The organism is Pseudomonas sp. P7548 (assembly GCF_013386585.1).
In the GTDB taxonomy this organism is placed as follows: domain Bacteria; phylum Pseudomonadota; class Gammaproteobacteria; order Pseudomonadales; family Pseudomonadaceae; genus Aquipseudomonas.
Genome location: NZ_JACARO010000013.1, coordinates 109224 through 136099, shown reverse-complemented (window position 1 = coordinate 136099; position 26876 = coordinate 109224). Strand labels below are relative to the sequence as shown.

Annotated in this window: 27 protein-coding genes; 14 read left to right on the top strand and 13 right to left on the bottom strand. The window is 63.3% G+C overall.

Going from position 1 to position 26876, the window contains the following annotated elements; all coding sequences use genetic code 11:
• The first annotated feature begins 213 nt into the window (after nucleotides 1-213).
• Nucleotides 214-3597, top strand: a complete 3384-nt coding sequence (locus HX803_RS06850) for an ATP-binding protein (RefSeq protein WP_178919747.1) — start codon at nucleotides 214-216, stop codon at nucleotides 3595-3597.
• Nucleotides 3572-4237 carry a response regulator gene (locus HX803_RS06845; protein ID WP_178919746.1) on the top strand — a complete coding sequence of 222 codons (666 nt, stop codon included), beginning with the start codon at nucleotides 3572-3574 and terminating at the stop codon, nucleotides 4235-4237. The genes HX803_RS06850 and HX803_RS06845 overlap by 26 nt, the downstream gene beginning before the upstream one ends.
• A 132-nt stretch (nucleotides 4238-4369) precedes the next feature.
• On the opposite strand, the gene HX803_RS06840 is transcribed toward HX803_RS06845, so the two are convergent.
• Complete coding sequence (locus tag HX803_RS06840; RefSeq protein ID WP_178919745.1) at nucleotides 4370-5200, bottom strand: IclR family transcriptional regulator; 831 nt, start codon at nucleotides 5198-5200, stop codon at nucleotides 4370-4372.
• Between the two features lie 243 nt (nucleotides 5201-5443).
• Between HX803_RS06840 and HX803_RS06835 the strand changes: the two genes are divergently transcribed.
• The 7 genes from HX803_RS06835 to HX803_RS06805 are packed head-to-tail and all read left to right on the top strand — an operon-like array spanning nucleotide 5444 to nucleotide 11883.
• Nucleotides 5444-6472: an ABC transporter ATP-binding protein gene (locus HX803_RS06835; RefSeq protein WP_178919744.1), complete on the top strand. Its 1029-nt coding sequence runs from the start codon at nucleotides 5444-5446 to the stop codon at nucleotides 6470-6472.
• A complete protein-coding gene (locus tag HX803_RS06830) occupies nucleotides 6469-7314 on the top strand; it encodes an ABC transporter permease (RefSeq protein WP_178919743.1) in 846 nt (281 codons plus the stop codon). Before HX803_RS06835 ends, HX803_RS06830 begins: the two co-directional genes overlap by 4 nt.
• Before the next feature lie 4 nt (nucleotides 7315-7318).
• On the top strand, nucleotides 7319-8113 hold the full coding sequence (locus tag HX803_RS06825) for an ABC transporter permease (protein ID WP_016974527.1): 795 nt from the start codon (nucleotides 7319-7321) through the stop codon (nucleotides 8111-8113).
• Nucleotides 8113-8403: a (2Fe-2S)-binding protein gene (locus tag HX803_RS06820; RefSeq protein WP_178919742.1), complete on the top strand. Its 291-nt coding sequence runs from the start codon at nucleotides 8113-8115 to the stop codon at nucleotides 8401-8403. The genes HX803_RS06825 and HX803_RS06820 overlap by 1 nt, the downstream gene beginning before the upstream one ends.
• Entirely contained in the window at nucleotides 8400-9743 is a 1344-nt protein-coding gene (locus HX803_RS06815; RefSeq protein ID WP_178919741.1) for an NAD(P)/FAD-dependent oxidoreductase, read from the top strand. Before HX803_RS06820 ends, HX803_RS06815 begins: the two co-directional genes overlap by 4 nt.
• On the top strand, nucleotides 9740-10837 hold the full coding sequence (locus tag HX803_RS06810) for an FAD-binding oxidoreductase (RefSeq protein ID WP_178919740.1): 1098 nt from the start codon (nucleotides 9740-9742) through the stop codon (nucleotides 10835-10837). Before HX803_RS06815 ends, HX803_RS06810 begins: the two co-directional genes overlap by 4 nt.
• A gap of 14 nt (nucleotides 10838-10851) precedes the next feature.
• A complete protein-coding gene (locus HX803_RS06805) occupies nucleotides 10852-11883 on the top strand; it encodes an ABC transporter substrate-binding protein (RefSeq protein ID WP_178919739.1) in 1032 nt (343 codons plus the stop codon).
• Between the two features lie 76 nt (nucleotides 11884-11959).
• Here the strand turns inward: HX803_RS06805 and nadE are convergent, their stop codons facing one another.
• The 3 genes from nadE to HX803_RS06790 are packed head-to-tail and all read right to left on the bottom strand — an operon-like array spanning nucleotide 11960 to nucleotide 14647.
• A complete protein-coding gene (gene nadE, locus HX803_RS06800; protein WP_178919738.1) occupies nucleotides 11960-12769 on the bottom strand; it encodes an ammonia-dependent NAD(+) synthetase in 810 nt (269 codons plus the stop codon).
• A gap of 1 nt (nucleotide 12770) precedes the next feature.
• Complete coding sequence (gene pncB, locus HX803_RS06795; protein WP_178919737.1) at nucleotides 12771-13988, bottom strand: nicotinate phosphoribosyltransferase; 1218 nt, start codon at nucleotides 13986-13988, stop codon at nucleotides 12771-12773.
• 11 nt (nucleotides 13989-13999) lie between these two features.
• On the bottom strand, nucleotides 14000-14647 hold the full coding sequence (locus tag HX803_RS06790; RefSeq protein ID WP_178919736.1) for a nicotinamidase: 648 nt from the start codon (nucleotides 14645-14647) through the stop codon (nucleotides 14000-14002).
• Nucleotides 14648-14794: 147 nt separating this feature from the next.
• Here HX803_RS06790 and HX803_RS06785 point away from each other — a divergent pair, with 147 nt between their 5' ends.
• Nucleotides 14795-15487 (top strand): NUDIX hydrolase, encoded by a 693-nt coding sequence (locus tag HX803_RS06785; protein ID WP_178919735.1) that lies wholly within the window; start codon nucleotides 14795-14797, stop codon nucleotides 15485-15487.
• A 136-nt stretch (nucleotides 15488-15623) separates the two neighbouring features.
• Here HX803_RS06785 and HX803_RS06780 read toward each other — a convergent pair whose 3' ends face one another.
• Nucleotides 15624-16397: an L-iditol 2-dehydrogenase gene (locus HX803_RS06780; RefSeq protein WP_178919734.1), complete on the bottom strand. Its 774-nt coding sequence runs from the start codon at nucleotides 16395-16397 to the stop codon at nucleotides 15624-15626.
• A 20-nt stretch (nucleotides 16398-16417) separates the two neighbouring features.
• On the bottom strand, nucleotides 16418-17677 hold the full coding sequence (locus tag HX803_RS06775; protein ID WP_372339898.1) for a sugar ABC transporter substrate-binding protein: 1260 nt from the start codon (nucleotides 17675-17677) through the stop codon (nucleotides 16418-16420).
• 277 nt (nucleotides 17678-17954) lie between these two features.
• On the opposite strand from HX803_RS06775, the gene HX803_RS06770 reads away from it, so the two are divergent.
• The 3 genes from HX803_RS06770 (at nucleotide 17955) to HX803_RS06760 (ending at nucleotide 21054) form a co-directional block, all read left to right on the top strand.
• On the top strand, nucleotides 17955-18893 hold the full coding sequence (locus HX803_RS06770) for an AraC family transcriptional regulator (protein WP_178919732.1): 939 nt from the start codon (nucleotides 17955-17957) through the stop codon (nucleotides 18891-18893).
• 155 nt (nucleotides 18894-19048) lie between these two features.
• Nucleotides 19049-20011, top strand: coding sequence for a nucleoside-specific channel-forming protein Tsx (locus HX803_RS06765; RefSeq protein ID WP_178919731.1), 963 nt, complete (start codon nucleotides 19049-19051; stop codon nucleotides 20009-20011).
• A gap of 14 nt (nucleotides 20012-20025) precedes the next feature.
• Nucleotides 20026-21054: a purine nucleoside permease gene (locus tag HX803_RS06760; RefSeq protein ID WP_178919730.1), complete on the top strand. Its 1029-nt coding sequence runs from the start codon at nucleotides 20026-20028 to the stop codon at nucleotides 21052-21054.
• 113 nt (nucleotides 21055-21167) lie between these two features.
• On the opposite strand, the gene HX803_RS06755 is transcribed toward HX803_RS06760, so the two are convergent.
• The 6 genes from HX803_RS06755 to HX803_RS06730 form a co-directional block, all read right to left on the bottom strand.
• Nucleotides 21168-22127, bottom strand: a complete 960-nt coding sequence (locus HX803_RS06755) for a zinc-binding alcohol dehydrogenase family protein (RefSeq protein ID WP_178919729.1) — start codon at nucleotides 22125-22127, stop codon at nucleotides 21168-21170.
• 31 nt (nucleotides 22128-22158) lie between these two features.
• Nucleotides 22159-22332, bottom strand: coding sequence for a DUF1427 family protein (locus HX803_RS06750; protein ID WP_176996559.1), 174 nt, complete (start codon nucleotides 22330-22332; stop codon nucleotides 22159-22161).
• A gap of 89 nt (nucleotides 22333-22421) precedes the next feature.
• The gene (locus HX803_RS06745) at nucleotides 22422-23186 is read right to left on the bottom strand and encodes a helix-turn-helix transcriptional regulator (protein ID WP_178919788.1); all 765 of its coding nucleotides are present in this window, start codon (nucleotides 23184-23186) and stop codon (nucleotides 22422-22424) included.
• Nucleotides 23187-23262: 76 nt separating this feature from the next.
• Nucleotides 23263-23433 carry a metallothionein gene (locus HX803_RS06740; protein WP_178919728.1) on the bottom strand — a complete coding sequence of 57 codons (171 nt, stop codon included), beginning with the start codon at nucleotides 23431-23433 and terminating at the stop codon, nucleotides 23263-23265.
• Nucleotides 23434-23522: 89 nt separating this feature from the next.
• Nucleotides 23523-23978: a DMT family transporter gene (locus HX803_RS06735; protein ID WP_178919727.1), complete on the bottom strand. Its 456-nt coding sequence runs from the start codon at nucleotides 23976-23978 to the stop codon at nucleotides 23523-23525.
• A gap of 4 nt (nucleotides 23979-23982) precedes the next feature.
• Nucleotides 23983-24471, bottom strand: a complete 489-nt coding sequence (locus HX803_RS06730) for a DMT family transporter (RefSeq protein WP_178919726.1) — start codon at nucleotides 24469-24471, stop codon at nucleotides 23983-23985.
• Nucleotides 24472-24590: 119 nt separating this feature from the next.
• Between HX803_RS06730 and HX803_RS06725 the strand changes: the two genes are divergently transcribed.
• Nucleotides 24591-25523: a LysR family transcriptional regulator gene (locus HX803_RS06725; protein WP_176996563.1), complete on the top strand. Its 933-nt coding sequence runs from the start codon at nucleotides 24591-24593 to the stop codon at nucleotides 25521-25523.
• A gap of 13 nt (nucleotides 25524-25536) precedes the next feature.
• Here HX803_RS06725 and HX803_RS06720 read toward each other — a convergent pair whose 3' ends face one another.
• The gene (locus tag HX803_RS06720; RefSeq protein WP_178919725.1) at nucleotides 25537-26856 is read right to left on the bottom strand and encodes an Nramp family divalent metal transporter; all 1320 of its coding nucleotides are present in this window, start codon (nucleotides 26854-26856) and stop codon (nucleotides 25537-25539) included.
• Nucleotides 26857-26876: the final 20 nt, after the last annotated feature.

The window sequence follows — 26876 nt, the reverse complement described above, 5'->3', positions numbered from 1 at the left end:
TGCGCACCATTTTCGCGCAGGATCGCGCTCCCTCGAACACTAGAGATCCAAATGTGGGAGCGGGCTTGCTCGCGAATGCGGCGTATCAGTCACTGATGTTCAAGCTGACCTACCGCATTCGCGAGCAAGCCCGCTCCCACATTTGGACCTCAGTGTTCGTCGGGGCATGGAACTTGCTCATTCGATTTAGCCTTCTTTGCGGAGTCCCCCACCGTGCATCCCCCTCCCGGCACCCAGCGCATCGTCAAGATCCGCCGCGACTACAACACCTGGGTCGCCGACGAGACCATGGAAGACTACGCCCTGCGCTACACCCCCAAGTCCTTTCGCAAATGGTCGGAGCTGCGCATCGCCAACACCGCCCTGGGCGCGGTGTCGTTCCTGGCGCTGGAGGCCATCGGCGGCGTCTTGGCCTTGAGTTATGGGTTCACCAACACCTTCTGGGCGATCCTGGCCATCAGCCTGGTGATTTTCCTCACTGGCCTGCCCATCAGTTATTACGCCGCGCGCTACGGCGTGGACATGGACCTGCTCACCCGTGGCGCCGGTTTCGGCTACATCGGTTCCACCATCACCTCGCTGATCTACGCCAGCTTTACCTTCCTGTTCTTCGCCCTCGAAGCGGCGATCATGGCGCTGGCGCTGGAGCTGTATTTCCACATCCCGCTGGCGATTGCCTATGTGATCTGTTCATTGCTGGTGATCCCCTTGGTGGCCTACGGCGTGACCCTGATCAGCCGCCTGCAACTGTGGACGCAGCCCCTCTGGCTGTTGTTGCTGGTGCTGCCCTACGGCTTTGTTTGGTGGAAAAACCCCGACGCCTTCAGCGACTGGACCAGCTTTGTCGGGCGCAGCGGCGAAGGGGGCGGGTTCAACCTGCTGGCGTTCTGCGCCGCATGCACCGTGGCGCTGTCCCTGGTGACGCAGATCGGCGAACAGGTGGACTACCTGCGCTTCCTGCCGGAAAAAACCGCCGCCAACCGTAAGCGCTGGTGGGCCGCCCTGCTCTGCGCCGGCCCCGGCTGGATCATCCCGGGCGCGTTGAAGATGTTCGCCGGGGCGTTCCTGGCCTTTCTCGCCCTGCAACACGAAATCCCCATGGAACGCGCCGCCGAGCCGACCCAGATGTACCTGGTCGCCTTCCGCTATGTGTTCAGCTCGCCAGAATGGGCCCTCGGCGCCATGGTGCTGTTCGTGTTCATCTCGCAGATGAAGATCAACCTGACCAACGCCTACGCCGGCTCCCTGGCCTGGTCCAACTTCTTCGCCCGCGTCACCCACAGCCACCCCGGCCGCGTGGTGTGGCTGGTGTTCAACGTGGCCATCGCGCTGATGCTGATGGAGCTGGGCGTGTTCGATGTGATCGACCAGGTGCTGGGGCTCTACGCCAATGTCGCGATTGCCTGGATCGGCACGCTGGTGGCGGACCTGGTGATCAACAAGCCCCTGGGCCTGTCGCCCAAGCATATCGAGTTCAAGCGCGCGCACCTCTACGACATCAACCCGGTAGGCGTCGGTTCGATGCTGATCGCGTCGTTGCTGTCGATCCTCGCCCACTTCGGCCTGTTCGGTGCCCTGGCCCAGGCGGCGCCACCCTTTGTCGCGCTGGGCACGGCGCTGGTGATGGCGCCGTTGCTGGCCTGGCTGACCGGGGGCAAGTACTACATCGCCCGCACCAGCGATGTGCAGTTGATTCACCCGGTGGCGCCGGCCACCCACGCGGTGTGCGGGCTGTGCAGCAACCCGTTCGAAACCGCCGACATGGCGTTCTGCCCGGCCTACAGCACGCCGATCTGCTCGTTGTGTTGCTCGCTGGATGCGCGCTGCGGCGACCGCTGCAAACCCCACGCGCGCCTGGTCACCCAGTTCGAAGGCGTGCTGCGCTGGCTGCTGCCGAATACGATGATGCCGCGCCTGCACACGCGCCTGGCCCATTACCTTGGGTTGCTGCTGGCGCTGGTGTTGATGCTCGCCGGCGCCCTGGCCCTGATCTACGTGCAGGCTGCCCAGGGGCTGCCCCACTCGGAAACCTTGTATCAGGCGTTCTTCAAGGCCTTCCTGACCCTGTCGGTGTTGGCCGCCGTGCTCGCCTGGTGGGTGGTGCTCACCCGTGAAAGCCGTGGCGTAGCCCAGCAGGAGTCCGACCGCCAGACCCTGCTGCTGATGCAGGAAATCGACGCCCACAGCCTCACCGACCAGGCCCTGCAACAGGCCAAGGAAGCTTCGGAAGCGGCGAATGCCGCCAAAAGCCGCTATGTCACCGGGCTGTCCCACGAACTGCGCACACCGCTGAACAGCATCCTCGGTTTCACCCAGATCCTGCAGCGCGACAGCGCCATGCCCGAGCAGCATCAGGACGCCCTGGCGACCATCCTGCGCAGCGGCTCGCACTTGGTGTCGCTGATCGACGGGCTGTTGGATGTGGCCAAGATCGAGGCGGGCAAGTTGCGCCTGGAACTCACCGAAATTCCCTTCCCGGAACTGCTTCACGACCTGGAACAGATGTTCACGCCCCAGGCCCAGGACAAGGGCCTGCGCTTTCGTCTGGATTGCGCGGGCAATATCCCGGCGGTGGTGCGCGGCGATGAGAAGCGCGTGCGGCAGATCCTGATCAACCTGCTCGGTAATGCGGTGAACTTCACCGACAGCGGCGAGGTGTGCCTGCGGGTGAGCTACAGGCGCGAGACCGCCAATTTTGAAATCATCGACACCGGCATCGGCATAGACCCGGAGCAGCTGGAGCGGATTTTCCAGCCGTTCGAGCGCGGCGACCTGATGCGCCAGGACAAGGGCGTGGGCCTGGGGCTGACCATCACGCGCATGCTCACCGCGTTGATGGGCGGCGAGTTGCGCGTCACCAGCGAACGGGACAAGGGCACGTGCTTCCAGGTGCGGCTGTTCCTGTCCCAGGTACGCGCGCCGCAGGCGGTGGTGCATGTGGAGCACGACATCATCGGCTATCTCGGTTCACGCCGGCGCATCCTGGTGGTGGATGACCACGTGGACCATCGCAAAGTGCTCAGCGGCATGCTCACGCCCCTGGGGTTTGAAGTGATCCAGGCCAGCAACGGCCAGGACGCGATCCGGCAGGTGGCGCTGCTGGCCCCTGACCTGATCCTGATGGACCTGTCGATGCCGACGCTGGACGGCTATGAGACCAGCCGCCTGATCCGGCGCAACGCGCTGTCGACCGCGCCGATCATCGTGATCTCGGCCAATGCCTTTACCGACGACCGCGAGCGCAGCCTCGCGGCCGCCTGCAACGACTACCTGGCCAAGCCGGTGCGCACCCCGGAACTGCTCGGGCGCCTGCAAACGCACCTGGGCCTGGAGTGGTTGCGGCGCACCCAAAGCCGCGTGCCACCTTCGCCGCCCAGCGTATTGCCCTGCCCCGAAGACCTCGCCGCCCTCGCTGAACTCAGCGCCATCGGCTATGTGCGCGGCCTGCACGAACGACTCGACACGATCCTCGTACAAACCCCCGACGCCGCGCCTTTCATCAGCAAAGTGCGCGGTTTGCTCAAGGGCTTTCGCCTGGATGAACTCAACCGAACCCTCAAGGAGGCCGTAGATGAATGCACTCACCCGCAGCACTGAACCTGGCGTGGTGCTGATCGTCGATGACACGCCGGACAACCTGGCGATGCTGTCCGACGCTCTCGACGATGCCGGCTACATGGTGCTGGTGGCCCTCGACGGCCTCAGCGCGTTGAACCGCGTACAGCGCCGCCGCCCGGACCTGATCCTGCTCGACGCGATGATGCCGGGCCTGGACGGTTTCGAAACCTGTCGCCGGCTCAAGGCCCAACCGGCCAGCGCGGATATCCCGGTGGTGTTCATGACCGGGCTGACCGACAGCAAGCATGTGGTGCAGGGGTTCGAGGTAGGTGGCAGCGACTACGTGACCAAGCCGATCCAGACCGACGAGGTGCTGGCACGGGTGGCGGCGCATTTGCGCACCTCGCGCATTTTGCTGTCGGCGCGGGAGGCACAGCAGCCGAGTGTGCTGACGCTGGAGGATGAGCCGGCGCACCGCTTGTTGTCGGCGCGGTTTGCCCTGACGGAACGGGAAGTCGAGGTGCTGCGCTGGGTGGCGTGTGGCAAGACCAATCGGGATATCGGCGACATTTTGGGGTTGAGCCCGAGGACGGTGAACAAGCACCTGGAGCATGTGTATGTGAAGCTCGGCGTGGAGACCCGCACCGCAGCGACGTCAGTCGCGTTGGCTGCAATCTGAATGGGTGTGGGGCTTGTGTGGGAGCGGGCTTGCTCGCGAATACGGAGTATCCGTTGACATATCCTTGGCTGACCCACCGCATTCGCGAGCAAGCCCGCTCCCACATTTTAATCCTCATCGTGGCTGAAATCGTTATCCGCCAAAGGTTTGTGAGGGCCGGCGCAGTGTGGGATCGAAGGGGTTGATTCTTGGCCCGATTGCCGCCGCTTCGCGCTTGAGCAACTCCACCACCATCGGCAACCGGCTCGGCCCCAGCCGGTCGCTGATGGTCGCCACACTCAAGGCCGCCACCGCGTGGCCATCGCGGTTGAGGATCGGTACTGCCAACCCCGCCATGCCTTCCAGCACGCCGGTATTGCGCGCCGCATAACCCAGGGTGCGCACGTTCTCTACCTCCGAACGCAACAACACCTCGTCATACAGATGGAAGTCCTTGAGCCGTGGCAGGTTGTAGCGGATCACCGTTTCGCGCTCTTCCTCCGGCAAAAACGCCAGGATCGCCAGGCTGCCCTGCCCCACGCCCAATGCCACGCGCCCGCCGATATCGCCGGTGAAGGTGCGGATCGGGTACGGGCCTTCGCTGCGGTCCAGGCAGATCGCGTCAAACCCCGAACGCGCCAGCAGGAACAGCGAGTCCCCCAGCGATGCGCTGAGGCGCAACATGCTCGGCCGCACCAGGTCACGCAGGTTGCCGGTCTTGCCCGCATTGGCCGCCAGGGCGAAGAACTCCAGGCTCAGGCGATAGCGCTTGCTGCGCGCGTCCTGCTCGACCATGCCTTCGTCCATCAGGCTGCGCAGCAGGCGGTGGGTAGTCGGTTGGGACAAGCCGACTTGCTGCGCCAATTGCGTCACGCGCTCGCCGCCCTCCGGTACTTCACCCAAGGTACGCAACAGCGCGAACAGCCGGGACACCCCACCGACACCGACTTCCTTGGCGTTTTCGTTTCGTTCATTGGAATCCATAACAACAGATCTCTTAGTAAATTCCGGTGAGTGAATAAAACTGAAAATAGTAGTCCGTTCAGTGAAATTCCATCTTCCGCCCATCCTAGTCTTCGTCCTAATCTGCGTCCACCAGGGGCGAAATGAACAACAACCGGCAGCCGACTAAAGATCGAGCGCCACCGCACCCGCAACACTCTTTTCGCATCTGCCCAAAACAACAAAGCGCGTGTCGACGCGACTTAAAAAAGGTGGAACGCAACCATGGCATTTCTCCAACTCAACGCCTTGAGCAAACGCTACGGCGCCGTCGATGCGGTGGTCGCCACCGACCTTGCGGTGGAAAAAGGCGAGTTCGTGTCCCTGCTCGGCCCGTCGGGCTGCGGCAAGACCACCACCCTGCAAATGATCGCCGGCTTCGTTGACGTGAGCGGTGGGCAGATCCTGCTCGACGGCCGCGACATCACCCACGCCAAGCCCGCCAGCCGTGGCCTGGGGGTGGTGTTCCAGAGCTACGCGCTGTTCCCCCACATGAGCGTGCGCGACAACGTCGCCTTCGGCCTGAAGATGCGCAAAGTGCCCGCCGCCGAGATCGCCGCCAAGGTCAAGACCGTGCTAGAACTGGTGCGCCTGGCGCCCCACGCCGAACGCTACCCACGGGAATTGTCCGGTGGCCAACGCCAGCGCGTGGCCCTGGCCCGTGCCCTGGTGATCGAGCCGCCGGTGCTGCTGCTCGATGAACCGCTGTCCAACCTCGACGCCAACCTGCGCGAAGAGATGCAATTTGAAATCCGCCGCATCCAGTGCGCCGTGGGCATCACCACCCTGATGGTCACCCATGACCAGGCCGAGGCGCTGTCCATCAGCGACCGCGTGGTGGTCATGCAGGCTGGACGCGTGACCCAGGTGGATGCGCCCTACAAGCTGTACGAACACCCGCGCACGCGGTTCATTTCGGACTTCGTCGGCAAGGCCAACCTGCTGCCCGGCGACTTCGACCAACTGGGCGTGCCGCAAGTGCGTCATGAAAGCGGCCACGGCGAGCTGACCCTCAGCCTGCGCCCGGAAAAAATCCAGCTGGTGGACCCAGGTCACGGTCGCCTGCAGGGCAAGGTCCTCGACCGCTACTTCTTCGGCAGCCAGTGGCTGTACCGCATCCACACCCTGCTGGGCGAAATCACCGTGGTGCGCAGCAACGACGGCAGCGCGCCGCTGGGCTGCGGCGCCCTCGTAGGCCTGGACTGGCAGGCAGAGCTGCTGCGCGTGCTGGCCGCCGATGAGGTGCGCGCATGAGCCGGGGCTACCTGTTGTCGCTGCCGGCCCTGGCGCTGTTCACCGGGCTGCTGGTGTTGCCGCTGCTGATGACCCTGGTGCTGTCGTTCAACGTGTTCGACTACCAAGTGGGGGTGAAGGCGGATGAATGGACCCTGGCCCATTACCTGTCGCTGTTCAGCGATGCGTACTTCTACGAAATCTTCTGGCGCACGTTCTGGATCAGCGCGCTGGTGACCCTGTTGTGCGTGGTGATCGGCTTGCCCGAGGCCTACATCCTCAGCCGCATGGGCACCCCATGGCGCTCGATTTTCCTGATCCTGATCCTCACGCCGCTGTTGATCTCGGTGGTGGTGCGGGCCTTCGGCTGGAGCCTGTTGCTCGGCGCCGACGGGTTGGTCAACCAAGTGATCCAGGCCCTGGGCGGGCGCCCGATGAAACTGCTGTACACGCCCTTCGCGGTGGTGATCGCACTGGTGCACGTGATGCTGCCGTTCATGATCATCCCGGTGTGGACCTCCTTGCAGAAGCTCGACCCGTCGGCCGAACAGGCGGCGTTGTCCCTCGGTGCGAGCCAGGCCACGGTGATGCGCAAGATCGTGCTGCCGCAGGTGATGCCCGGTGTGCTGTCCGGCACCTTGATCGTGTTCGGCCTGGCCGCCAGTTCGTTCGCGATCCCCGGCCTGCTCGGCGGGCGTCGCCTGAAGATGGTCGCCACGGTGGTGTACGACCAGTACCTCTCGGAACTCAACTGGCCCATGGGCGCGACCATCGCGGTGGTGCTGCTGTTGGTCAACCTGCTGATCATGCTGAGCTGGAACCGCATGGTCGAACGCCGCTACAAAAAGTCCCTGGGGGTTTAAGCGCATGTCCAGAAACGGTCCTTTGGCCCTCGGCTTCCACGGCCTGGTGGTGCTGTTCATGATGGCGCCACTGGTGGTGGTGTGCCTGGTGGCCTTCACCCCGGAAAACACCTTGAGCTTGCCCACGTCGGGTTTCTCCCTGCGCTGGTTCCGGGCGGTGTTCGAACGCGCCGACTTTATCCAGGCGTTCTATAACAGTCTGATCCTGGCCTTTACCGCCGCCAGCCTGGCAACGTTGATTGCCGTGCCGGCCGCCTTGGCCATCAGCCGTTATCAGTTCCCAGGGCGCAATTTTTTCAGCGCCCTGTTCCTGTCGCCGATCATCATCCCGCACCTGGTGCTGGGCGTGGCGATGCTGCGCCTGTTCGCCCTGATGGGCGTCAATGGCAGCTTCACCTGGTTGATGCTGGCCCACGTGGTGATCATCACCCCTTACGTGCTGCGCCTGGTGCTGGCGGCGGCCATCGGCATTGATCGCAGTGCCGAGCAGGCCGCCGAATCCCTCGGGGCCAGCCGCTTTACGCTGTTTCGCCAGATCACCCTGCCGATGATCCTGCCGGGTGTGGCAGGCGGCTGGTTGCTGGCGTTCATCAACAGTTTCGATGAGGTGACGCTGTCGATCTTTGTCAGCTCGCCGGCCACGCAAACCCTGCCGGTGCGCATGTACGTGTACGCCACCGAGTCCATCGACCCGATGATGGCCGCCGTTTCCGCGCTGGTGATTGCGCTGACCGCCGCCACCATGATCCTGCTGGACCGGGTCTACGGCCTCGACCGCGTGCTGGTGGGGAAACACTGATGGCTTTGTTCAAACGCTTGGCCGAGACAGGGCGCCCTGCCCTGACCTTTACCCTTGACGGACAACCGGCGACCGGCCTGCTCGGTGACACCGTACTCACCGCCGTGCTGACCTGCGCCGAGCACCTGCGCGGCAGCGATTTCAGTGCCGAACGGCGCGCCGGTTTCTGCCTGATGGGCGCCTGCCAGGATTGCTGGGTACGGCTTGCCGATGGCCGGCGCGTGCGTGCGTGCTCGACCCTGCTGGAAGCCGGCCAGGCGATCAGCCGCGACCCGGGGCGCAAGCCATGAAGCCGGTGGTAATTGTGGGCGCAGGCCCGGCCGGCATCAGCGCGGCACGCACCTTGCTCGACCATGGCATCAAAGCGTGCCTGGTGGATGAAAGCGTGCGTGGCGGCGGGCAGATCTATCGTCGCCAACCGGCGAATTTCCAGCGCTCGGCCAAGCAACTCTACGGCTTTGAAGCGGGCAAGGCCGAGGCTGTGCACCGCACGATGGACGAACTGGCGCCCTTGATCGACTACCGCCCGGAAACCCTGGTGTGGAATGCCGAGGATGGCCGACTGGACCTGCTCAATAACGGCCATGCCGAAAGCATTGAGTATGCGCAGCTCATCGTCGCCACGGGTGCCACCGACCGCATCCTGCCGGTGCCGGGCTGGACCCTGCCCGGCGTGTACAGCCTGGGCGCGGCGCAGATCGCCCTGAAGTACCAGGGCTGCGCCATCGGCGAGCGCGTGGCGTTTTGTGGCAGCGGGCCGTTGCTGTATCTGGTGGCTTACCAATACGCCAAGGCCGGCGCCCAGGTGGTGGCGGTGCTCGACAGTGCGCCGTTCAGCGCGCAGTGCCGTGCCTTGCCTGCGCTGCTCGGGCAACCGGCAACCTTGGCCAAGGGCATGTATTACCGCGCATGGCTCAGCGCCCACGGCATTCCGGTGCACCAGGGCGTCACGCTTGCGCAGATTGACGGTGAGCAACGGGTCACTGGGATTCGCTGGGGTTCGCGCACCCTGGAATGCGATGCGGTGGCCTTCGCCCATGCCCTGCGCAGCGAGACGCAACTGGCGGACTTGCTCGGTTGTGAATTCACCTGGAATGCCCTGAACCGCGCTTGGTTGCCGCAACGCGACAGCGCGGGACGCAGCAGCGTTAATGGGGTGTATCTGGCGGGCGACGGCGCAGGAATCATGGGCGCCGATGCCGCACAGATGGCGGGCGAGCGAGCGGCATTGGCGGTGCTGGAAGATTCGGGTATCGCAATTAATCAGCGCCGCACCGCCGTGCTCGAACAACAACTGGCCGGTATCCAGCGCTTTCGCCATGGCCTGGAAACCGCGTTCCCCTTCCCCGAACAGTGGGCGGCGCAGGCGCCGGATGCGTTGATCCTGTGCCGCTGCGAAGAAGTCAGTGTCGGCGACGTGCGCGCGGTGGTGGATGAAGGCCATTGGGAGATCAACCGGGTCAAGGCTCACTGCCGCGTCGGCATGGGCCGCTGCCAAGGGCGCATGTGCGGCTTGGCGGCCGCAGAGATCGTGGCCGAACGCAGTGGCCGGGGCATTGAGGAGGTCGGCCGGTTGCGTGGCCAGGCACCGATCAAGCCCCTGCCGTTTGGCGTGGAGGTGCAGCCATGATCGACGTGATCGTACTGGGCGGCGGGATCGTCGGCGCCTCGGCGGCCTTGACCCTGGCGCAAAAAGGCCAACGTGTCGCGCTGGTGGAGCGAGACTTTTGCGGCTCCCACTCCAGCGGCGTCAACTATGGCGGCGTGCGGCGTCAAGGGCGGCCGTTGCATCAGCTGCCGTTGTCGCAACGCGCCCATGAACTGTGGGCAGACTTGCCGGGGCTGATCGGCATCGACGGCGAATACGTGCGCTCCGGGCATTTGAAGCTGGCGCGCAGCCATGCCGATTTCGCCGCCTTGCAGGCCTACGCCGAGCAGACCCGGGGCTTTGGCCTGGGCTTGCAGCTGCTCGACTACACCGAGCTGCGCGCACGTTTCCCGTGGGTGGGCGATATCGCCGTGGGCGCGTCGTTGTGCCCGGAAGACGGCCACGCCAACCCGCGCCTGGTGTCGCCGGCCTTCGCCCGTGCGGCGCAACGCTGCGGCGCCACGGTGTACGAGCAGGCCGAAGTGGTCCGCATCGAACACGACGGCCGCCAGTTCCAGGTGAGGTGCGCCAATGGCCTGCAGTTGCAAGCGCCGTGGCTGTTGAATTGCGCCGGCGCCTGGGCGGGCACCGTGGCCGAACAGTTTGGCGAGCCGGTGCCGATCACCTCGGCGCACCCGGCCATGCTGGTGACCGAGCCGTTGCCGGTGGTGATGGACGTGAGCACCGGCGTGGAAGGCGGCGGCATTTATGCGCGGCAGGTCGCCCGGGGCAATTGCATCCTCGGCGGCGGTCGTGGCTTTGCCCTCGGCCCGCAGCAGGCCCGACCGGGGCAAGCGGCGGTGCTGGAGATTTTGCGCAATGCCGGCGAGCTGTACCCGTTTCTCAAAGGTGCCCAGGCGATCCGCACCTGGAGCGGCACCGAAGGTTACCTCCCCGATCATGAACCGGTGATCGGCCCCAGCAGCACCCAACCCGGCCTGCTCCACGGTTTCGGCTTTGCCGGCGCCGGGTTCCAGCTCGGCCCCGCCGTCGGTGAAGCCCTGGCAGAGATCGTCTGCACCGGGGCCAGCCGGCAACCCATCGAAGCGTTTTCCATCCGTCGTTTCCAAGCCTGAGAGGAAAAACATCCATGAACCCACGTATTGCGCTGTCCTGCTTGTCCCTCGCCCTGCTCGCCTCTACCGCCCATGCCGCGCCCACGCTGTACCTGGGCATGAACGGCGGCACCATGGAACGGGTGTACGCCGACAAGGTGCTGCCCGCATTCGAGAAGGCCAACAACGTCAAGGTGGTGATCGTGCCCGGCACCTCGTCGGACATCCTCGCCAAGGTCCAGGCCAACAAAGATAACCCGCAGATGCACGTGATGTTCCTTGACGACGGCATCATGTACCGCGCCATCTCCATGGGCCTGTGCGACAAGCTCACGCCGAACCCGACTCTCGACCAGATCCCGGCCAAAGCGAAGATCAAGGAAGAGGCCGTGGCCGTGACCCTCGGCGTGACGGGCCTTGGCTACAACGCGAAGATGTTCAAGGAAAAAGGCTGGGCAGCGCCGACCTCATGGATGGACCTGGCCGACCCGCGCTTCAAGGACAAAGTGGTGTTCCAGTCCCTGGCGTCGTCCACCTTCGGCTTGCACGGTTTCCTGATGTTCAACCGTATCCAGGGCGGCGACGAAACGAACGTGGAGCCGGGCTTCAAGGCCTGGCCAAAAACCATCGGGCCGAATGTGCTGGAATACATTGCCAGCTCGGCGAAGATCTCCGAAATGGTGCAAACCGACGAAGCGGCGATCTTCCCGCTCACGCCGACCCAGGTCACCACTCAGCAACTGCTGGGTGTGCCGATGGAATATGCGCAACCCAAGGAAGGCGCGGTGGTGCTGAACGTGGCCGAATGCGTGATTGCGCGCAACGACCAGCCGGAACTGGCGCAGAAACTCGCCGCCTTCCTACTGACCGCCGAAGCCCAGGCGCCGGCGCTGGAGGAAGGCGACCAGATCCCGTCGAACCCGACCACACCGACCACCGACAAAACCCGCGCGCGGGTGGAAGCGATGCAGGGTTACTTGCAGACGGCGATTTCGATCGACTGGGACAAAGTGAACCTGGCGCGGCCGGAATGGAATGCGCGGTGGAGCCGCTCGATCGAACGCTGACCCCTGTGGGAGCTTGCCTGCGATGCTCGTTAACGGTGACGCGGCGCCGTTGCGATTATCGCCGGCAAGCCGGCGCCTACAGGGGGGTGATGGGTAGCGCGCGTTTGTGGGCGGTCTTCAGGTAGGCTTGCTCCACGACGTGGCGTACCCGCTCGCTCACCGGTTCGCCCATGAGGTACGCGTCGATCTCGGCATACGAGCAACCATAGGCATGTTCATCCAGCTTGCCCGGCACCAGCTCTTCCAGGTCGGCGGTGGGGTGTTTGTGCACCAGGTTGTCCGGCGCCCCCAGGGCCGTGGCCAGCAGGCGCACCTGGGTCTTGGTCAGGCCCGACAGTGGCGCCAGGTCACAAGCACCGTCACCGAATTTGGTGAAGAACCCCATCAAGGCTTCGGCGCCGTGGTCGGTGCCGACCACCAGGCCGTTGTGCAGGTTGGCCACGGCGTACTGGGCGATCATCCGCGCACGGGCCTTGACGTTGCCTTTGATGAAGTCGACATGGGCCGCGCTGGCTTCGCTGGCGGTGAGGCTGGCCATCAGGCCGTCGACACTGGCGGCGATGTTCAGGGTATCGATATGGTCCGGGGTGATGAAACCCAGGGAAGCCTGGGCGTCGCGCTCGTCGGCCTGGGTCTTGTAGGGCAGGCGCATGGCGATGAAGTGCGCGGCATACCCTTCGCTGCGCAATTGCTCGGCGGCCAGTTGGCACAGGCGGCCAGCGGTGAGGGAATCGACGCCGCCGCTGATACCCAGCACCAGGGCCTTGCCGCCCGAACTGCGCAAGGTGGCCTTGATGAAGTCGATGCGCCGTTGAATTTCCTTGGCTTCACCGCCTTTGACCAACTGCCGATTGATGTTCAGTTCCTGTGCGATACGGTCTTGCATGTCACACCTCCACATTGCCCACATTGAACACCTGTGCTGCGTACTGCAAAAACGAGGCGTCTTCGCAGACGTTCTTGACCGGATCATCCGAGAACTTCACCACCGGCTCGCCGTGCACCCGCACCAGTTTCATCACGATGCTCAACGGTTCCACGCCTTCCACATCGCAGGCCAGGCTGGTGCCCATGCCGAAGCCGAACTTGGCCTTGCCGCGCACGTGACGCAGGATCGGCAGGCATTTTTCGAAGTTCAGGCCGTCGGAAAACATCAGGTCCTTGGTCATCGGGTCGATGCCCAGCTGCTTGTAGCGGGCCAATACCTTATCGGCCCAGGCGATGGGGTCGCCGGAGTCCTGGCGCAGGCCGTCATACAGCTTGGCGAAGTACAGGTCGAAGTCCTTGAGGAAAAAGTCGGTGCTGATGCAGTCGGTCAGGGCAATGCCCAGGCGGCCACGGTATTCACGCACCCAGTTTTCCAGCGCGGCGTTCTGACTTTCGCGCAAGCGCCCCAGTTGCTGGTGCACCATCAGCCATTGGTGGGCCATGGTGCCGATCAGCGGCAGGTCGAATTCATAGGCCAGGTGCGCGTTGCTGGTGCCGACGAATTGGCCGGGGAAGTCACGGCGCATGATGTCGACCACTTCACGTTGGGCCTTGAACGACAAGCGCCGGCGTGTGGAGAAATCGGAAACACGCAGGTCGGCCAACTCGTCGCGGCTGAGGTTTTTCTGCAGCCAGTCGAACTTCTGGTAGAGCTTGCGGGTGACGTCTTCCAGGGTCACGTCGGGGTACTTGTCGCGGTTGCGCAGCTCGCTCACCAGGGCCAGCACCGGCTGCTCGAACATGATGCAGTGCAGCATCGGTCCGACCACGCGGATGTTGAGTTGGCCGTCGACTTCACTGACGTGGATGTAACGCAGGTTGAAGCGGAACAGGCCGAGGAAACGCTCGTAGTCTGGGGTGAGGTATTCGCGAAAACGTGGGTTGAACAGAAAACGCAGCTCGCCTTCGCGCATGTGCAGGCCGGCCATCCTCTCCAGCTCGGCGCGCAGTTCGGGGATCAGGTGGCCGAGTTTTTCCTTGGACCGGACGATGAAGTTGTACTCGACATCGACGTTCGGGTGCTGGTGCAACACGGCCTGCATCATGGTGAAGGTGTAGTAGTCGGTGTCGAGCAAACCCTGGATCACCGGGGCTTCGTAGTCGTAGGCACTTTCCATGGTGTGTCTCCTTAACGCGTGGCCATCGCGGCCAGTTCTTCGCGGGTGCTGCTGATGACGGCACCGGCCTTGAGCAAATCGTTGACGGCCTGCACACCGCCCTCCTCGCTGATACCCCGGCAGGCCGGCAGGTGCAGGATCACCTCGAAGCCCGCCTTGAGCAGTTGCAACGCGGTGGTCTTGACGCAGTAGTCCAGGGCCAGGCCGCCGACGATCACCCGACTCACGCCTTTGGCGTTGAGGTACTCGATGACGCCAGTGGAGAGTTTGTCGTGCAGGTCGTGGTAGCAGGCGCCATAGGGGTGCAGGTCGGGTTCGACGCCTTTCCAGATGAAGTAGTCGTACTCATAGGGCGTGGGCAGCTCGTCGAGCAAGGTGAAACCCTCGGTGCCCGGTACGCAGTGGCTCACCCAGGTCACGTCGGCGTGGGCCAGGCCAGTGGCTTGCAGCATGTCGCTGTGTTGCGACACCACCCAAGGCGCGTGCGGGGTGTGGGCGTCCTTGCTGCCGACGCGGTGGCCGGCCAGGCTGGCCATGTAGTTGAGTTCGGCACCAATCTGGTCACCGCCGGCCACCGGCAACTCGTTGGGGCACAGGGGCGTGAAGCTCTTCTGGGCGTCGACGTCGAATGAGGCAATGGCAGTTTTCGCAAGGGTCATGATGGTTCTCCTGTGGCCTGGAAACAAAAGTACACGTCATGTACTTTCATTGCAAGAAACATTTAGTTATCTATGCTGGAGCGAGTACATGACATATCTGCTCTATCCGTTAGACTGTGCCCCGCCACTGTTCACAAGGACTGCCCGATGCCCCTTCACGCCTACCTCCACACCGTCGACCTGTGCGTGCTGTTCTACTGCCGCGCCACGGGCGAGCTGAAACTGCTGCTCAACAAGCGCGACGCCGAACCCTTCGCCGGGCATTGGGCGCTGCCAGGCGTGGTGGTCAATGGCGACGTGCAAGATCTGAGCCTCAAGGATGCGGTGGAACGGTTGCGCGCCAGTGACAAGGTCGGCCTGGAACTGGCCTGGAGCGAGCAAGTGGGCACGGTGGGGGATGCGTTTCGCGACCCACGCTGCTGGTCGTCGTCGACCTATTACCTGGCGATCGTCGCCGACGAGGTGGCGCTGGGAGAGCATCAGGCCTGGTTTTCCCTGGATGACGTGGCGGATGGCAGCCTCAAGCTGCCGTTCGATCACAACCTGATCGTGGCGGCCGTGCAGGAGCGGCTGCTGTCCAAATCGCTGTACAGCAGCTTGCCGCTGATGTTTTTGGGTGAGGAGTTCAGTGCACCGGAGGCGACCGCGATCTTTTCGTTGGTACTGGCGCGGCCGGTGTTGAAGACCAGTATTCGCCAGCGGTTGTTGAAGCTGACTGAGGCGGGGTATTTGCGGGAGACGGGGCGTAAAAAGCACGGTGACGGTGGCCGGCCGCAGGCGACGGTGGCGGCGCTGAAACCGGGTGAGATCTACTTCTTCGATCGCAGCTTCGCCGAGTAACGCGATTTAAAAACACCGAAGATCATCTGTGGGAGCGGGCTTGCTCGCGAATGCGGTGTAACAGTCCCAGATTCAGCCACTGACACTACGCATTCGCGAGCAAGCCCGCTCCCACATTTTTGATCGACGTACGGTTTTAGTTCATCCAATTGCCGCCGTCGACGTTGTAGGTCTGGGCGACCACGTAGTCGGCGTCCTTCGAGGCGAGGAAGATCGCCATGCCGGTCAAGTCCTCTGCCGTGCCCATGCGCCCGAACGGCACCTCGGCCCCCACCCGCTGCTTCTTCTCGCCAGGCGCCAAGCCTTCATGCTTGGCGAACAGTGCATCCACCCCGTCCCAATGTTCGCCATCCACCACGCCCGGGGCGATGGCGTTGACGTTGATGCCCTGCTTGATGAGGTTGAGCCCCGCCGATTGCGTGAGGCTGATCACCGCCGCCTTGGTCGCGCAGTAGATCGCCACCAACGGTTCGCCCCGGCGCCCGGCCTGGCTGGCCATGTTGATGATCTTGCCGCCGTGGCCCTGGCTGATCATCTGCCGCGCGGCCGCCTGCAGGGTGAACAGCGTGCCGGCAACGTTGATCGAAAACAGCCGCTCATAGCTGTCGCGGGTGATGTCGACGATGGGCGCCAGGTCGAACAGCGCGGCATTGTTGATCAGGATATCCAGCTTGCCCGCGTGGGCCACCACGGCGGCAATTGCGCCGTCGATGGAGGCCTGGTCGGTCACATCCATCGCGACGGCATACGCCTTGGGGCCGAGTTCAGTGGCGGTTGCCTGGGCCCGTTGCAGGTTGATATCGGCGATGGCAACAGTGGCGCCTTCAGCGATATAGGCCTGGGCAAAGGCGCGGCCGATGCCGCGCGCCGACCCGGTGATCAACGCGCTTTTACCTTCCAGTCGATTCATGACGTTCGTGTCCTTGGGAATTATTTGGGGTAGCCGGCGCGTTTCATCTCGCGTTCGGTGGTGGACTGGGCTTCGAGCAACGCCTGGTCAACCGACATGCCACCGGTGAGCGCCGCCGAAAACAGCTTGCCCACCGACGTGCCGATCGCCTGGAATTCAGGGATGGTCACGTATTGAATGCCCACGTACGGCACCGGCTTGGCCGACGGGTGTGCAGGGTCGGCGTGCTTCATCATTTCCAGGGTTACCTGGGCAAACGGCGCGGCCTTCAAGTACGCGTCGCTGTAGGTGGACTGGCGGGTGCCTGGCGGTACGTTGGTGATGCCTTCTTTATCGGCGACCAGTTGGATGTAATCCTTCGATGTTGCCCAGGTAATGAACGCCTTGGCCGCCTCCTTGTGCTTGGAGGTGGCTGGAATGGCCAGGGACCAGGCGTACAGCCAGGACGAGCCCTTGTCGGTAACCTCGGTGGGCGCGGCGGCGAAACCGACGCTGTCGGCGACCTTGCTCTGGCTCTTGTCGGTGGTGAAGGAGCCGGCGACGCTGGCATCGACCCAGATTGCGCATTTGCCGCTGTTGAACAGCGCCAGGGTTTCGTTGAAGCCGTTGCTGGAGACGCCAGGCGGGCCGTATTTTTTCAGGGTGTTGACGTAATAGTTGGCGGCGGCCGTCCACTCGGGGCTGGTCAGCTCGGGCTTCCACTGCTCGTCGAACCAGCGCGCGCCAAAGGCATTGGCCATGGTGCTGAGCAAGGCGATGTTCTCACCCCAGCCGGCCTTGCCCCGCAGGCACATGCCGTATTGGTCTTTGTCTTTTGCCGTGAGCTTGGCGGCGAATTCGCCGAGCTGGGTCCAGGTCGGGTGCGCGGGCATGCTCAGGCCGGCCTGTTTGAACAGGTCGGTGCGGTAATAGGTGACGGTGCTTTCGCCATAGAATGGCAAGGCATACAGGGTGTTGTTGACCGACAGGCCCTGGCGTACCGAGGGAAAAATATCGTCAGCGTCGTACGCGGCCGGCAGTTGCGTCAGCGGTTCCAGCCAATGCTTGGCGCCCCACAACGGGGTTTCGTAGGTACCGATGGTCAGCACGTCGAACTGCCCGCCCTGGGTGGCGATGTCGGTGGTGAGGCGTTGGCGCAGCACGTTTTCTTCCAGCACCACCCAGTTGAGCTTGATGTCCGGGTGCTGTTCTTCAAACACCTTGGACAGGCGCTGCATGCGGATCATATCGCTGTTGTTGACCGTGGCGATGGTCACGGTGTCGGCGGCGTGGCTGGGCATGGCCAGCGCCAGGCCGGAAAGCAGGAACAACGCTTGCGGGAGCTTACCTTTGCAGATCTGGAACATGGCGGTTTCCACCTGTTGTTTTTGTTGTCGAGGCCTGATTACAGCAGCTTGCCCACCCCCTCACAAACGAATGGCGAATGCCCGACTGATACTTTTTTAACTTCGCGGCACGGATCAAAAAAGTATCAGTGCCGGGCGAAACCGAGGGTAGCGCTTACCCGTGCGGGGCGCGTATGTTGAAGCGAGTCCACGCCCACCCAGAGGCCGCATCATGCCTGTCAGCCGCGCCCAGCTGTTCGAGCACCGCCCTGCCGAACTCGAAGTGATCCTGCCCGAGCCGGACCACTGTTTCCGCTGGTTCGAACACGACTACCCCTTTGATCTGGCGCGCTGGAACCATCACCCCGAATTCGAAATCCACCTGATCCGCCAAGGCAGCGGCAAGCTGGTGGCCGGCGACTACATCGGCGCCTTCAGTGCCGGGCATGTGGCGTTGATCGGCCCGGACCTGCCCCATGACTGGATCGGCGACCTGGCTCCCGGCGAGTACCTGACCGGCCGCGACGTGGTGCTGCAATTCGACGGCGCCGCCCTCCTCGCCCTGCGCAAGACCCTGCCGGAACTCGGCGATTTGCAGCAATTGTTCGAAACCGCCCGGCGCGGCCTGGAATTCAGCGGCGACACCGCCGTACAGGCGGCGCAGTTGATGGAAGCCATCGGCAAGGCCCACGGCCTGCAACGGCTGATCCTGTTCCTGCAATTGCTGAACACCCTGAAGAACGCCCCCGCGCAGCACGTCCAGGCACTCGCCAGCCCCTGCTACGCGCCGACCCTGGACGCGCGCAGCGCCGAGCGGATCAACAAAGCCTTTGATTACCTGATGCGTGAACTCACCGGCGACTTGCGCCTGTCGGTCATCGCCCAACAGTTGGAGATGAGCGAACCGGGGTTTTCGCGCTTCTTCAAGCGCAACACCGGCCACGGCTTTATCGACCTGATGCGCAAGTTCCGCGTGCAACGCGCCTGCCGGCTGTTGCTGCAAAGCGATATGTCGGTGGCGGACATCTGCTTTGAAGTGGGCTACGCCAACCTGTCCAATTTCAACCGGCACTTTCGCATCGAGATGAACCAGACGCCGAGCGAATACCGGCGCGAAACCGCGATGCACCTGTTCAATCGCATCGAAAAAATGACACCCAGTCATTTCTGATCAAAAGGTCGACTAATCCCAATTTTTTTCAAGCTGATCAACCGATTGAGAGAAGTTGGTACAGCCTGTGCAAACGTTTGCGGAACGAACTTGGCAACCAGGTTCACCTTTACCCGAAGAATCGGGTTCAAACCGCGTACGAATAGGGATTTTCAATGCACCCCACCTCAAGGCGTCCTGCTTCCCTTGGTGTTTCTTTGCTACTGGCCGCCGTTACGGGAGTACTCAGCGCCCCCCTTTTGGCGCAGCAAACACCCATCGATGACTCAGCACAGGGCGAAACCCTGAGCCCCGACACGAAAAACCCTGAAGCCAGCCCGGCGAAAAAAGGCGTCTATCTGTCGGAATGGTTCAACCAGGACCTCACATTGATCGGCAGCAAGGACATCAGCTTCGGCCCCAAACCCCAGGATGATGTCTACCTGGAATACGAGTACTTCGGCCGCAAGGGGCCGTTCGAGTTGTACGGCTACATCGATGTGCCGAAGATCCTCGGCATCGGTAACAGTAATGACAAAGGCGTGTGGGACCATGGCTCGCCGGTGTTCATGGAACACGAACCGCGCATCTCCATCGACTACCTGGCGGGCCGCAGCCTGGCGATCGGGCCGTTCAAGGAATGGTATGTGGCGTTCGACTGGATCTACGACCACGGCAGCAACAAGGCCAACCGCGCCAACACCTTGTACAGCGGCCTGGGTACCGACATCGACACCCACTCGCGGGTCAACCTGTCGGCGAACTTCTATGGCCGTTACCAGTGGGAAAACTATGGCGCCAGCAACGAGTATTCGTGGGATGGCTACCGCGCGCAGATGAAGTACATCGTGCCCATCAGCAGCTTCGACAACGGCGCCTCGCTGACCTACATCGGCTTCACTAACTACGATTTTGGCTCGGACCTGCACAAGGACAATCCGGCGCGTACCGCCAACTCGGTGGTGGCCACCAACGTGCTGCTGTACTCGTTCACCCACCTGCGTTTTACCCTGGTCGGCCGTTACTTCCATAACGGCGGCAATTGGGAGGATGGCAGTGAGTTGAATTTCGGCGAGGGCAACTTCCGCGCCCGTTCCGACGGCTGGGGTTACTACGCCGGCGTGGGTTACCAATTCTGATCAAGGAGCTTTACATGAACGCGTTTACCCGTCTCTCGATTGCCGTGGGCCTGGCCCTGCTGGCCCCTGCGGTGTTGGCCGATACGCCGGCGCCGATCAAGCCCAAAGTGATGCTGATCACCATGTTCGCCCCCGAGGCGCAAACCTGGATCGATCGCCTGGAACTCAAGCGTGAAGTCCGTGTGCCGGGCTTGTCCGCCGAATACCCGGTGATTCGCTGCAACACCCAGGACGTGTGCCTGCTGGTGACCGGCATGGGCCAGACCAATGCCGCCGCATCCACCCTGGCGCTGGCCTTGTCGCCCAAGTTCGACCTGCGCCAGAGTTATTTCTTGATCGCCGGGATCGCGGGTATCAGCCCTAGACACGGCACTATCGGCACAGCCGCGTGGGCCCATTACCTGGTGGAATTCGGCACCCAGTGGGAGCTGGATTCGCGGGACGCGCCAAAGGACTGGCCGACCGGCTACATCGGCATCAACACCAAGGGGCCCAACGAAAAACCACCGTTGGACTACAAGACCGAAGTGTTTGAGCTCAACCCCAAGTTGCAGGCCAAGGCATTTGCCCTGTCGCAGAAAGTCGAACTGACCGAAAGCAAGGAATCCAGCGCCTGGCGCAAGCACTACCCGGCGGCACCGGCCAACCAGCCGCCACAGGTCACCCGCTGCGACACCCTGGCAGGTAATACCTGGTTCTCCGGCACACGCCTGAGCGAGCGCGCCGAGGTCTGGACCAAGCTGCTGACGGACAACAAGGGCGAGTACTGCACCACCCAGCAGGAAGACAACTCCACCTATGAAGCCCTGCTGCGTGCCAGCCGTGAAGGTTTGGTGGATATCCAGCGCCTGGCGGTGGTGCGCGCCGGCTCCGACTTCGACCGGCCGTACCCTGGCTACAGCGAAGTGGACAACCTGCTGAAATACGCAGACCAGGGCGGCTTTGTACCGGCGCTGGAGAACCTGTACCGCACAGGCAACCCGCTGGTGCAGGCGATTCTGAAGAACTGGTCGGCCTGGGAAAAAGGCGTCCCCGAGGCCTAGTGAAGATCAAACTGTGGGAGCCGGCTTGCTCGCGAATGCGGTCTATCAGTAACAGATTCAGTGACTGGCACTGCGCATTCGCGAGCAAGCCCGCTCCCACCGTATTGACTGTATCAAGGCAGGAAGATGATCTTGTCCGCACTGCCGCTGTTCACGTCCTCATAGCACTGCAAACCGTCGGCCAGCGCCACTTCGCGCAGGCCGCTCGGCAGGGGCAGCAAGCCCTCGTCAAAGAAGCCGCCGAACTGCTCCAGCATCACTGCGCACTGCTGGCAGTTGTAGAGCAATGAATTGATCCCCACCACCGAACCGCCCTTGCGGTACAGGGCCAGCGCCGGCAATTGCACGTGGCCGTCAACCGGTGCGGCGATGATTGCAATACGCCCGAACGGCGCCAAGCCAGCGACCGCCGCCGGTAGCCAGAAACCCGTGGTGTCGAAGATCACATCGGCGCCGCCCTTGAACACTGCACTCACCTGCGCGCCCAAGGCGTCCGGCTCACCCAGGGTGATCGCGTCAAAGCCTTGCGCCTTCAGCACCTGGACCTGATCCGCCTTGCGCACCGCGCCCAACACTTCGGCACCGAGTATCTTGGCCAGCGCCAACGCTGCGCTGCCGACCGCCCCGTTCGCGCCGATCACCAGCAACCGCGTGCCTTGGGTGACACCACTGCGCGCCAGGGCATCCCAGGCGGTGGTGTACGGCACGCCAAGGCTGGCGGCCTGGGCAAAGCTCAGGTGGGTCGGTTTATGCGCCACGCCTTCGGCGGCCACCGTGAGGTATTGGGCGTGGGAACCGTCGGCAAAAAAACCGAGGTCGCGGCCAGTGCCCCAGACTTCCTGGCCGATCAGTGCTTGCGGGCCGTCCACCACAACGCCGGCAAAGTCACGCCCGGGAATGCGCGGCAGCGTGGTGTACGGGAAGCGGCCAAGTACGTTTTTCACATCGCTGGGGTTCAGGCCGGCCGCCTTGACCTGCACCAGTACCTCACCGGCAGCGGGCACCGGGGTGGCGACGTCGACAAAGCGCAGGGAAGAAAGGTCGCCGGTGGCGGAAAATTGCAGTGCTTTCATGGCCAATATCCATCGAAAGGAGGGAAGGAATTCAGGACAACCAACCGCTGACCAGCTGCCGGCCCACGGGCCAGAGCTTTTCGCCCAGCAGCATGCCCATCAGGCCCACCAGGGCGATGGCGGGTGGCGCGGGCGAACGGAAATCCAGGGCACCGTAGATCACGCCGACCAATAGGCCGATGGCGAGGGAAATCAGGTAGTTCATGGGGGTCATGCCAGTTGGGTGGATGGGCTCAGTGTAGAGAGCCCATTGCTGCAGCATCGGCCAAGTGCTTCAGGATTTCGGCCAAACCCTCAACCCACGTACTGCGAAGGCGCCACGCCGAGCGCGCGACGGAACATGTCGCTGAAACTGCTGGGCGAGTACCCCAGGGAGCGGGCGATGCCGCTGACGGACTGGCCCTGGATCAGCTCCGCCACCGCCGTGGCCAGTTGCACCTGGCGGCGCCATTCGGCAAAGCCCATGCCCAGGTGGGTCTGGAACAGGCGCGACAAGGTGCGCACGCTGGCACCGGCGGCTTCGGCGTGCTGTTCGAACGGGATCTCCAGGGACGGCGCCGCCATCACCGCCTGGCAGGCATTCACCAGTCGCCGGTCGGCCTCCACTGGCATGGCGATGCGGATCTGCGAACGGCGCGCCCGTTGCAGCTCCAACAGGGCCAGGCTGACCACCGCGTCGTAATACGCCGGCTCGCCGTTATCGCCCTGATCGACCAGGGTGACGATCAGCTCGCGCAACAACCCACCCACCTCGATCACCTGCACCTGGCTGTCCAGCGTCGCCGCCAACGCCGGGCGCAGGTAGATATTGCGCATCTGCAGGTCCGAAACCACGCGGATCCCATCCTCCACCCCCGGCGGTAGCCACACCGCACGCTGCGGCGGCACCACCAGGGCTTCGCGGGGCGTCTCGACCCACATCACCCCGCTCATGGCATACAGCAACTGGCCCCAATCGTGGCTGTGGGGTTCCACATACAACCCACGCGGGTAGGTGCGCGCCAACGGTTGCACGGGGACGGCGTGATCAGAGAGGTCAGGGGGTGCGGCCAGGGCCATGAAGAAGGCATCGATCAAGGGTGAGCGGCCATGGTAATGACCGCCACCGGATAATCCGAGCGGATTTTTACAGGTTTCAGCCGTGGGCCGACTTGGCGCACTCGCAGCCCGTCGCCGCAGCGCAGGGCTCGCCATGGGCATGGTGCTCGGCGCAGCCTTTGCAGCAATAGCCTTTACCGTCCTTCATCACCGCATTTTTGCCCAGTACGCACTTGCAATGGGGGCAGGCACAGGTTTTATCAGCCATAGTCAGACTCCTTTTTCATGGTCGTCCAGGCGCAGCGGGCGCCACACCTTAAGCAGTGACTATAGGCAAGCCATCAGGGTTCAGCGCCATTAATCGGCCAGACGGCTATTGCTGCGGTACATGAACACCAGCGCCAGCGCCAACAGCAGCATCGCCAGGAGACGGCTGCCCGACAGTTCGATGGCCGGGTTGCCCAGCCAGCCGAAATTATCGATCAGCATGCCCATGCCCAGCTGCCCGACGATCACCGCCACCGTCGCCACGGCCGTGCCCACCACAGGCACCGCGCCGACCATCACCATCATGTACACCACGCCAAACAAGGCACCGGTGAGCTGCCATTTCGGCACGTCCAGCAGGCTGATGGCCTGGGCCGGTTCGAAGAAGAAAATCAGCAGTGCCGTGCTGATAGCGCCCACCGCAAAGGTCAGCAAGCTGCTGCGCAACACGCCGACCGCCTGGCCCAAACGCCCGTTGATCGCGGCTTGCACGCTCAAGACAGCACCCGCTGCGATCACCAGCACCAACAACAGAATCAGATTCATCGCCTTACCCTCGTGCAATCAGAACAAGTGCCGCCACAATCAACGCCAGGGCAATCCAGCGCTCGCCATTGACCCGCTTGCGCTGGGTGCCGAACCAGCCGAAGTGGTCGATCAACACACTCTTGCCCACCTGCCCCGACAGGATTGCGATCATGGTCATCGCAATGCCGATGTGCGGCGTGGCGAGGGTCAACACCACTACGTACATCGGCCCCAGGAACCCGCCGATCAACTGCCAGCGTGGCAAGTCGGTCAACGCCGGGCCTTTTTGCGGGCCGCTGAACAGCAGCAACAGAAACAAAATCGCCGAACCGACGCCGAAAATGCTCAGGGTTGCCCATAAGTGGCCTACCTGCACACCCAACGGACCGAGCAGCCCGGCCTCTACTGACAGGCCCATGCCCGCCAAGATCACCAGCGGCAACAACAGCAGCCGCAACAGGTTTTTTTTCGGCGTGGCCGAAGCCACACCCGCCATGGAACTCGCTTGCATACATCACCTGCGCATCAAAGAAAGGAAACATGGCGCGCATTATCCGGTGGCCGTTCTGTGCGATAAATGGGAGCATGCCGACAACACCTTTGCGCAAAGCGCACAGCCTGGAGAGCATGATGCAAGGCTTGAATGAATTGAGTTTCAAGGCGCTTCGACTGTTTGTCGCGGTACTCGACCACGGCAGCTTCTCTGAGGTCGCGCGCCGCGAGAGCCTGGCGCCCTCCTCCATCTCCCGGCAGATCCAGTTGATGGAACAAGCGCTCGGCCAACAGTTGCTGTACCGCCACACCCGCGCCGTGAGCCCCACCGAAGCCGGCCGCGTGCTCGGGCGCCATGCGCGCTTGATGCTCGAACAACTGGAAAGCGCCAGCCAGGCCTTGCAGGAACAGGAGCGCGAACCCAGCGGCCTGGTGCGTATCAACGCGCCGATGGTGTTTGGCCAGCGCCACTTGTCGCCATGGTTGGGCGAACTGTGCCGGCGCTACCCGAAGTTGCAGCTGGATATCCAGCAGACCGACACCTACGTCGACCCACTGCAAGACGGTACCGACCTGCTGTTTCGCATCGGCGTGCTCAACGACTCCAGCATGCAGGCGCGCATCTTCGCCCCCCAACGCTTTCGCATCGCCGCAAGCCCGGCTTACCTGGCCCGGCATGGCACACCCCGGCACCCCGACGAGCTGGCCCACCACCAATGCCTGGCCTACAAAGGCATCACCGGCCAGCAACGCTGGTTCTTCCGCCGTGACCAGGGCGACTGGACCCCGTATAGCGTGAAAGGCCCCATCACCGGCAACCACGCCGACACCCTCACCCACGCCGCCGAACAAGGCCTGGGGCTGGTGGTGTTTCCGTCCTGGCTGATCGGCGAAGGCCTGCGCGCGGGCACCTTGCAGGCGGTGCTGACCGAATACGAAGTGGCGACCACCTTGGAGCCGCAGCAGATCGCCGCGCTATGGCCGGGCAGCCGCCGGCTGTCGCTGAAGGTGCGCACGGTGATTGATTATTTCGTGGAGTGTTTTGGGACGGTGCCGTATTGGGATCGGTGAGCCAGTCAAACGATCAAAACACCCACTGCCCAATCAACCAGGCATTCGCCCCACTGATCACCGCGAACAAAAACCACGCCAACAGCTTCGTGGGCCAGCGATTCACGAACGGCCCCATCAATCGCTCGTCACCGGTCATGCGGATCAACGGGTACAGCGCAAACGGCAGCTGCAGGCTGAGCACGACCTGGCTGAGGATCAGCAGTTTGCCAATCGCGTCGTCGCCCATCAGCCATACGCCGAGGAACGCCGGGATCAGCGCCAGCCCGCGGGTAATGAGACGGCGTTGCCAGCAGGGAATCCGCAGGTTGAGGTAGCCCTCCATGATCACCTGGCCGGCGATGGTGCCGGTGAAGGTGGAGCTTTGCCCGGAGGCGAGCAAGGCGATGCCGAACAGGATGCTGGCGAACGCGCCGCCCACCAGGGGATCGAGCAATTGGTAGGCATCCTGGATCTCGACCACATCGGCATGACCGGTGTTGTGGAAGGCGGCTGCGGCGAGCACCAGGATCGCAGCGTTGACCAGCAAGGCCAGGGCCAGGGAGCCGATGGTGTCGATCCGTGCCAGCTTGACGGCGTCCCGCTTGCTGGCCAGGTCCTTGCCGATCAGGCGGGTTTGCACGACCGAGGTGTGCAGGTAAAGGTTATGGGGCATCACCGTGGCACCCAGAATACCGATGGCCAGGTACAGCGGCGCAGCATCGCTGATGGCCGACAAGGATGGCGCAAAGCCGCTGAGCACGTCCGGCCAGTACGGCTTGATCAGCACCAGTTCAATGAAGAAACACACGCCGATGGTCGCCACCAGCGCCAGCATGATTGCCTCCAGGCGACGGAAGCCACGGTTTTGCAGGGCCAGGATCAGCAACGTGTCGAAGGCGGTAATGACGATGCCAGTGGTCAGCGAGACGCCCAGCAGCAGGTGAAACGCCAGGGCACAGCCCAGTACCTCGGCCAGGTCGGTGGCGATGATCGAGATTTCCGCCAACACCCATTGAGTGCGGGCCGAGCGCTGGCTGTAGCGCTCGCGCGACAGTTGCGCCAGGTCCTTGCCGGTGGCGATGCCCAACCGTGAACACAGGCACTGCACCGCCATGCCCGCCAGGCTGGCCAGCAACACCACGAACAACAGGCTGTAGCCGTAGCGTGAACCCGCCTCGATGGCGGTGGCCCAGTTGCCGGGGTCCATGTAGCCGATGGAGATCAACAGGCCGGGGCCGGCGAACATCAGCATCCGCTTGAAAAACGAAGCCTTGGGGTCGACGGCGACGGAGCCGGCCACTTCCGGCGGGCAGAACGGGGCGGTAGCGATTTTCGGCAGGCTGAATTTCACGCGGTATCCCAGGCAAACAC

Bases quoted from the DNA above. Each gene is read 5' to 3' on its own strand.
- HX803_RS06845 (WP_178919746.1), top strand. From the start codon at position 3,572: ATGAATGCACTCACCCGCAGCACTGAACCTGGCGTGGTGCTGATCGTC.
- HX803_RS06840 (WP_178919745.1), bottom strand. From the start codon at position 5,200: ATGGATTCCAATGAACGAAACGAAAACGCCAAGGAAGTCGGTGTCGGT.
- HX803_RS06835 (WP_178919744.1), top strand. From the start codon at position 5,444: ATGGCATTTCTCCAACTCAACGCCTTGAGCAAACGCTACGGCGCCGTC.
- HX803_RS06830 (WP_178919743.1), top strand. From the start codon at position 6,469: ATGAGCCGGGGCTACCTGTTGTCGCTGCCGGCCCTGGCGCTGTTCACC.
- HX803_RS06825 (WP_016974527.1), top strand. From the start codon at position 7,319: ATGTCCAGAAACGGTCCTTTGGCCCTCGGCTTCCACGGCCTGGTGGTG.
- HX803_RS06820 (WP_178919742.1), top strand. From the start codon at position 8,113: ATGGCTTTGTTCAAACGCTTGGCCGAGACAGGGCGCCCTGCCCTGACC.
- HX803_RS06815 (WP_178919741.1), top strand. From the start codon at position 8,400: ATGAAGCCGGTGGTAATTGTGGGCGCAGGCCCGGCCGGCATCAGCGCG.
- HX803_RS06810 (WP_178919740.1), top strand. From the start codon at position 9,740: ATGATCGACGTGATCGTACTGGGCGGCGGGATCGTCGGCGCCTCGGCG.
- HX803_RS06805 (WP_178919739.1), top strand. From the start codon at position 10,852: ATGAACCCACGTATTGCGCTGTCCTGCTTGTCCCTCGCCCTGCTCGCC.
- nadE (WP_178919738.1), bottom strand. From the start codon at position 12,769: ATGCAAGACCGTATCGCACAGGAACTGAACATCAATCGGCAGTTGGTC.
- pncB (WP_178919737.1), bottom strand. From the start codon at position 13,988: ATGGAAAGTGCCTACGACTACGAAGCCCCGGTGATCCAGGGTTTGCTC.
- HX803_RS06790 (WP_178919736.1), bottom strand. From the start codon at position 14,647: ATGACCCTTGCGAAAACTGCCATTGCCTCATTCGACGTCGACGCCCAG.
- HX803_RS06785 (WP_178919735.1), top strand. From the start codon at position 14,795: ATGCCCCTTCACGCCTACCTCCACACCGTCGACCTGTGCGTGCTGTTC.
- HX803_RS06780 (WP_178919734.1), bottom strand. From the start codon at position 16,397: ATGAATCGACTGGAAGGTAAAAGCGCGTTGATCACCGGGTCGGCGCGC.
- HX803_RS06775 (WP_372339898.1), bottom strand. From the start codon at position 17,677: ATGCCCAGCCACGCCGCCGACACCGTGACCATCGCCACGGTCAACAAC.
- HX803_RS06770 (WP_178919732.1), top strand. From the start codon at position 17,955: ATGCCTGTCAGCCGCGCCCAGCTGTTCGAGCACCGCCCTGCCGAACTC.
- HX803_RS06765 (WP_178919731.1), top strand. From the start codon at position 19,049: ATGCACCCCACCTCAAGGCGTCCTGCTTCCCTTGGTGTTTCTTTGCTA.
- HX803_RS06760 (WP_178919730.1), top strand. From the start codon at position 20,026: ATGAACGCGTTTACCCGTCTCTCGATTGCCGTGGGCCTGGCCCTGCTG.
- HX803_RS06755 (WP_178919729.1), bottom strand. From the start codon at position 22,127: ATGAAAGCACTGCAATTTTCCGCCACCGGCGACCTTTCTTCCCTGCGC.
- HX803_RS06750 (WP_176996559.1), bottom strand. From the start codon at position 22,332: ATGAACTACCTGATTTCCCTCGCCATCGGCCTATTGGTCGGCGTGATC.
- HX803_RS06745 (WP_178919788.1), bottom strand. From the start codon at position 23,186: ATGGCCCTGGCCGCACCCCCTGACCTCTCTGATCACGCCGTCCCCGTG.
- HX803_RS06740 (WP_178919728.1), bottom strand. From the start codon at position 23,433: ATGGCTGATAAAACCTGTGCCTGCCCCCATTGCAAGTGCGTACTGGGC.
- HX803_RS06735 (WP_178919727.1), bottom strand. From the start codon at position 23,978: ATGAATCTGATTCTGTTGTTGGTGCTGGTGATCGCAGCGGGTGCTGTC.
- HX803_RS06730 (WP_178919726.1), bottom strand. From the start codon at position 24,471: ATGCAAGCGAGTTCCATGGCGGGTGTGGCTTCGGCCACGCCGAAAAAA.
- HX803_RS06725 (WP_176996563.1), top strand. From the start codon at position 24,591: ATGCAAGGCTTGAATGAATTGAGTTTCAAGGCGCTTCGACTGTTTGTC.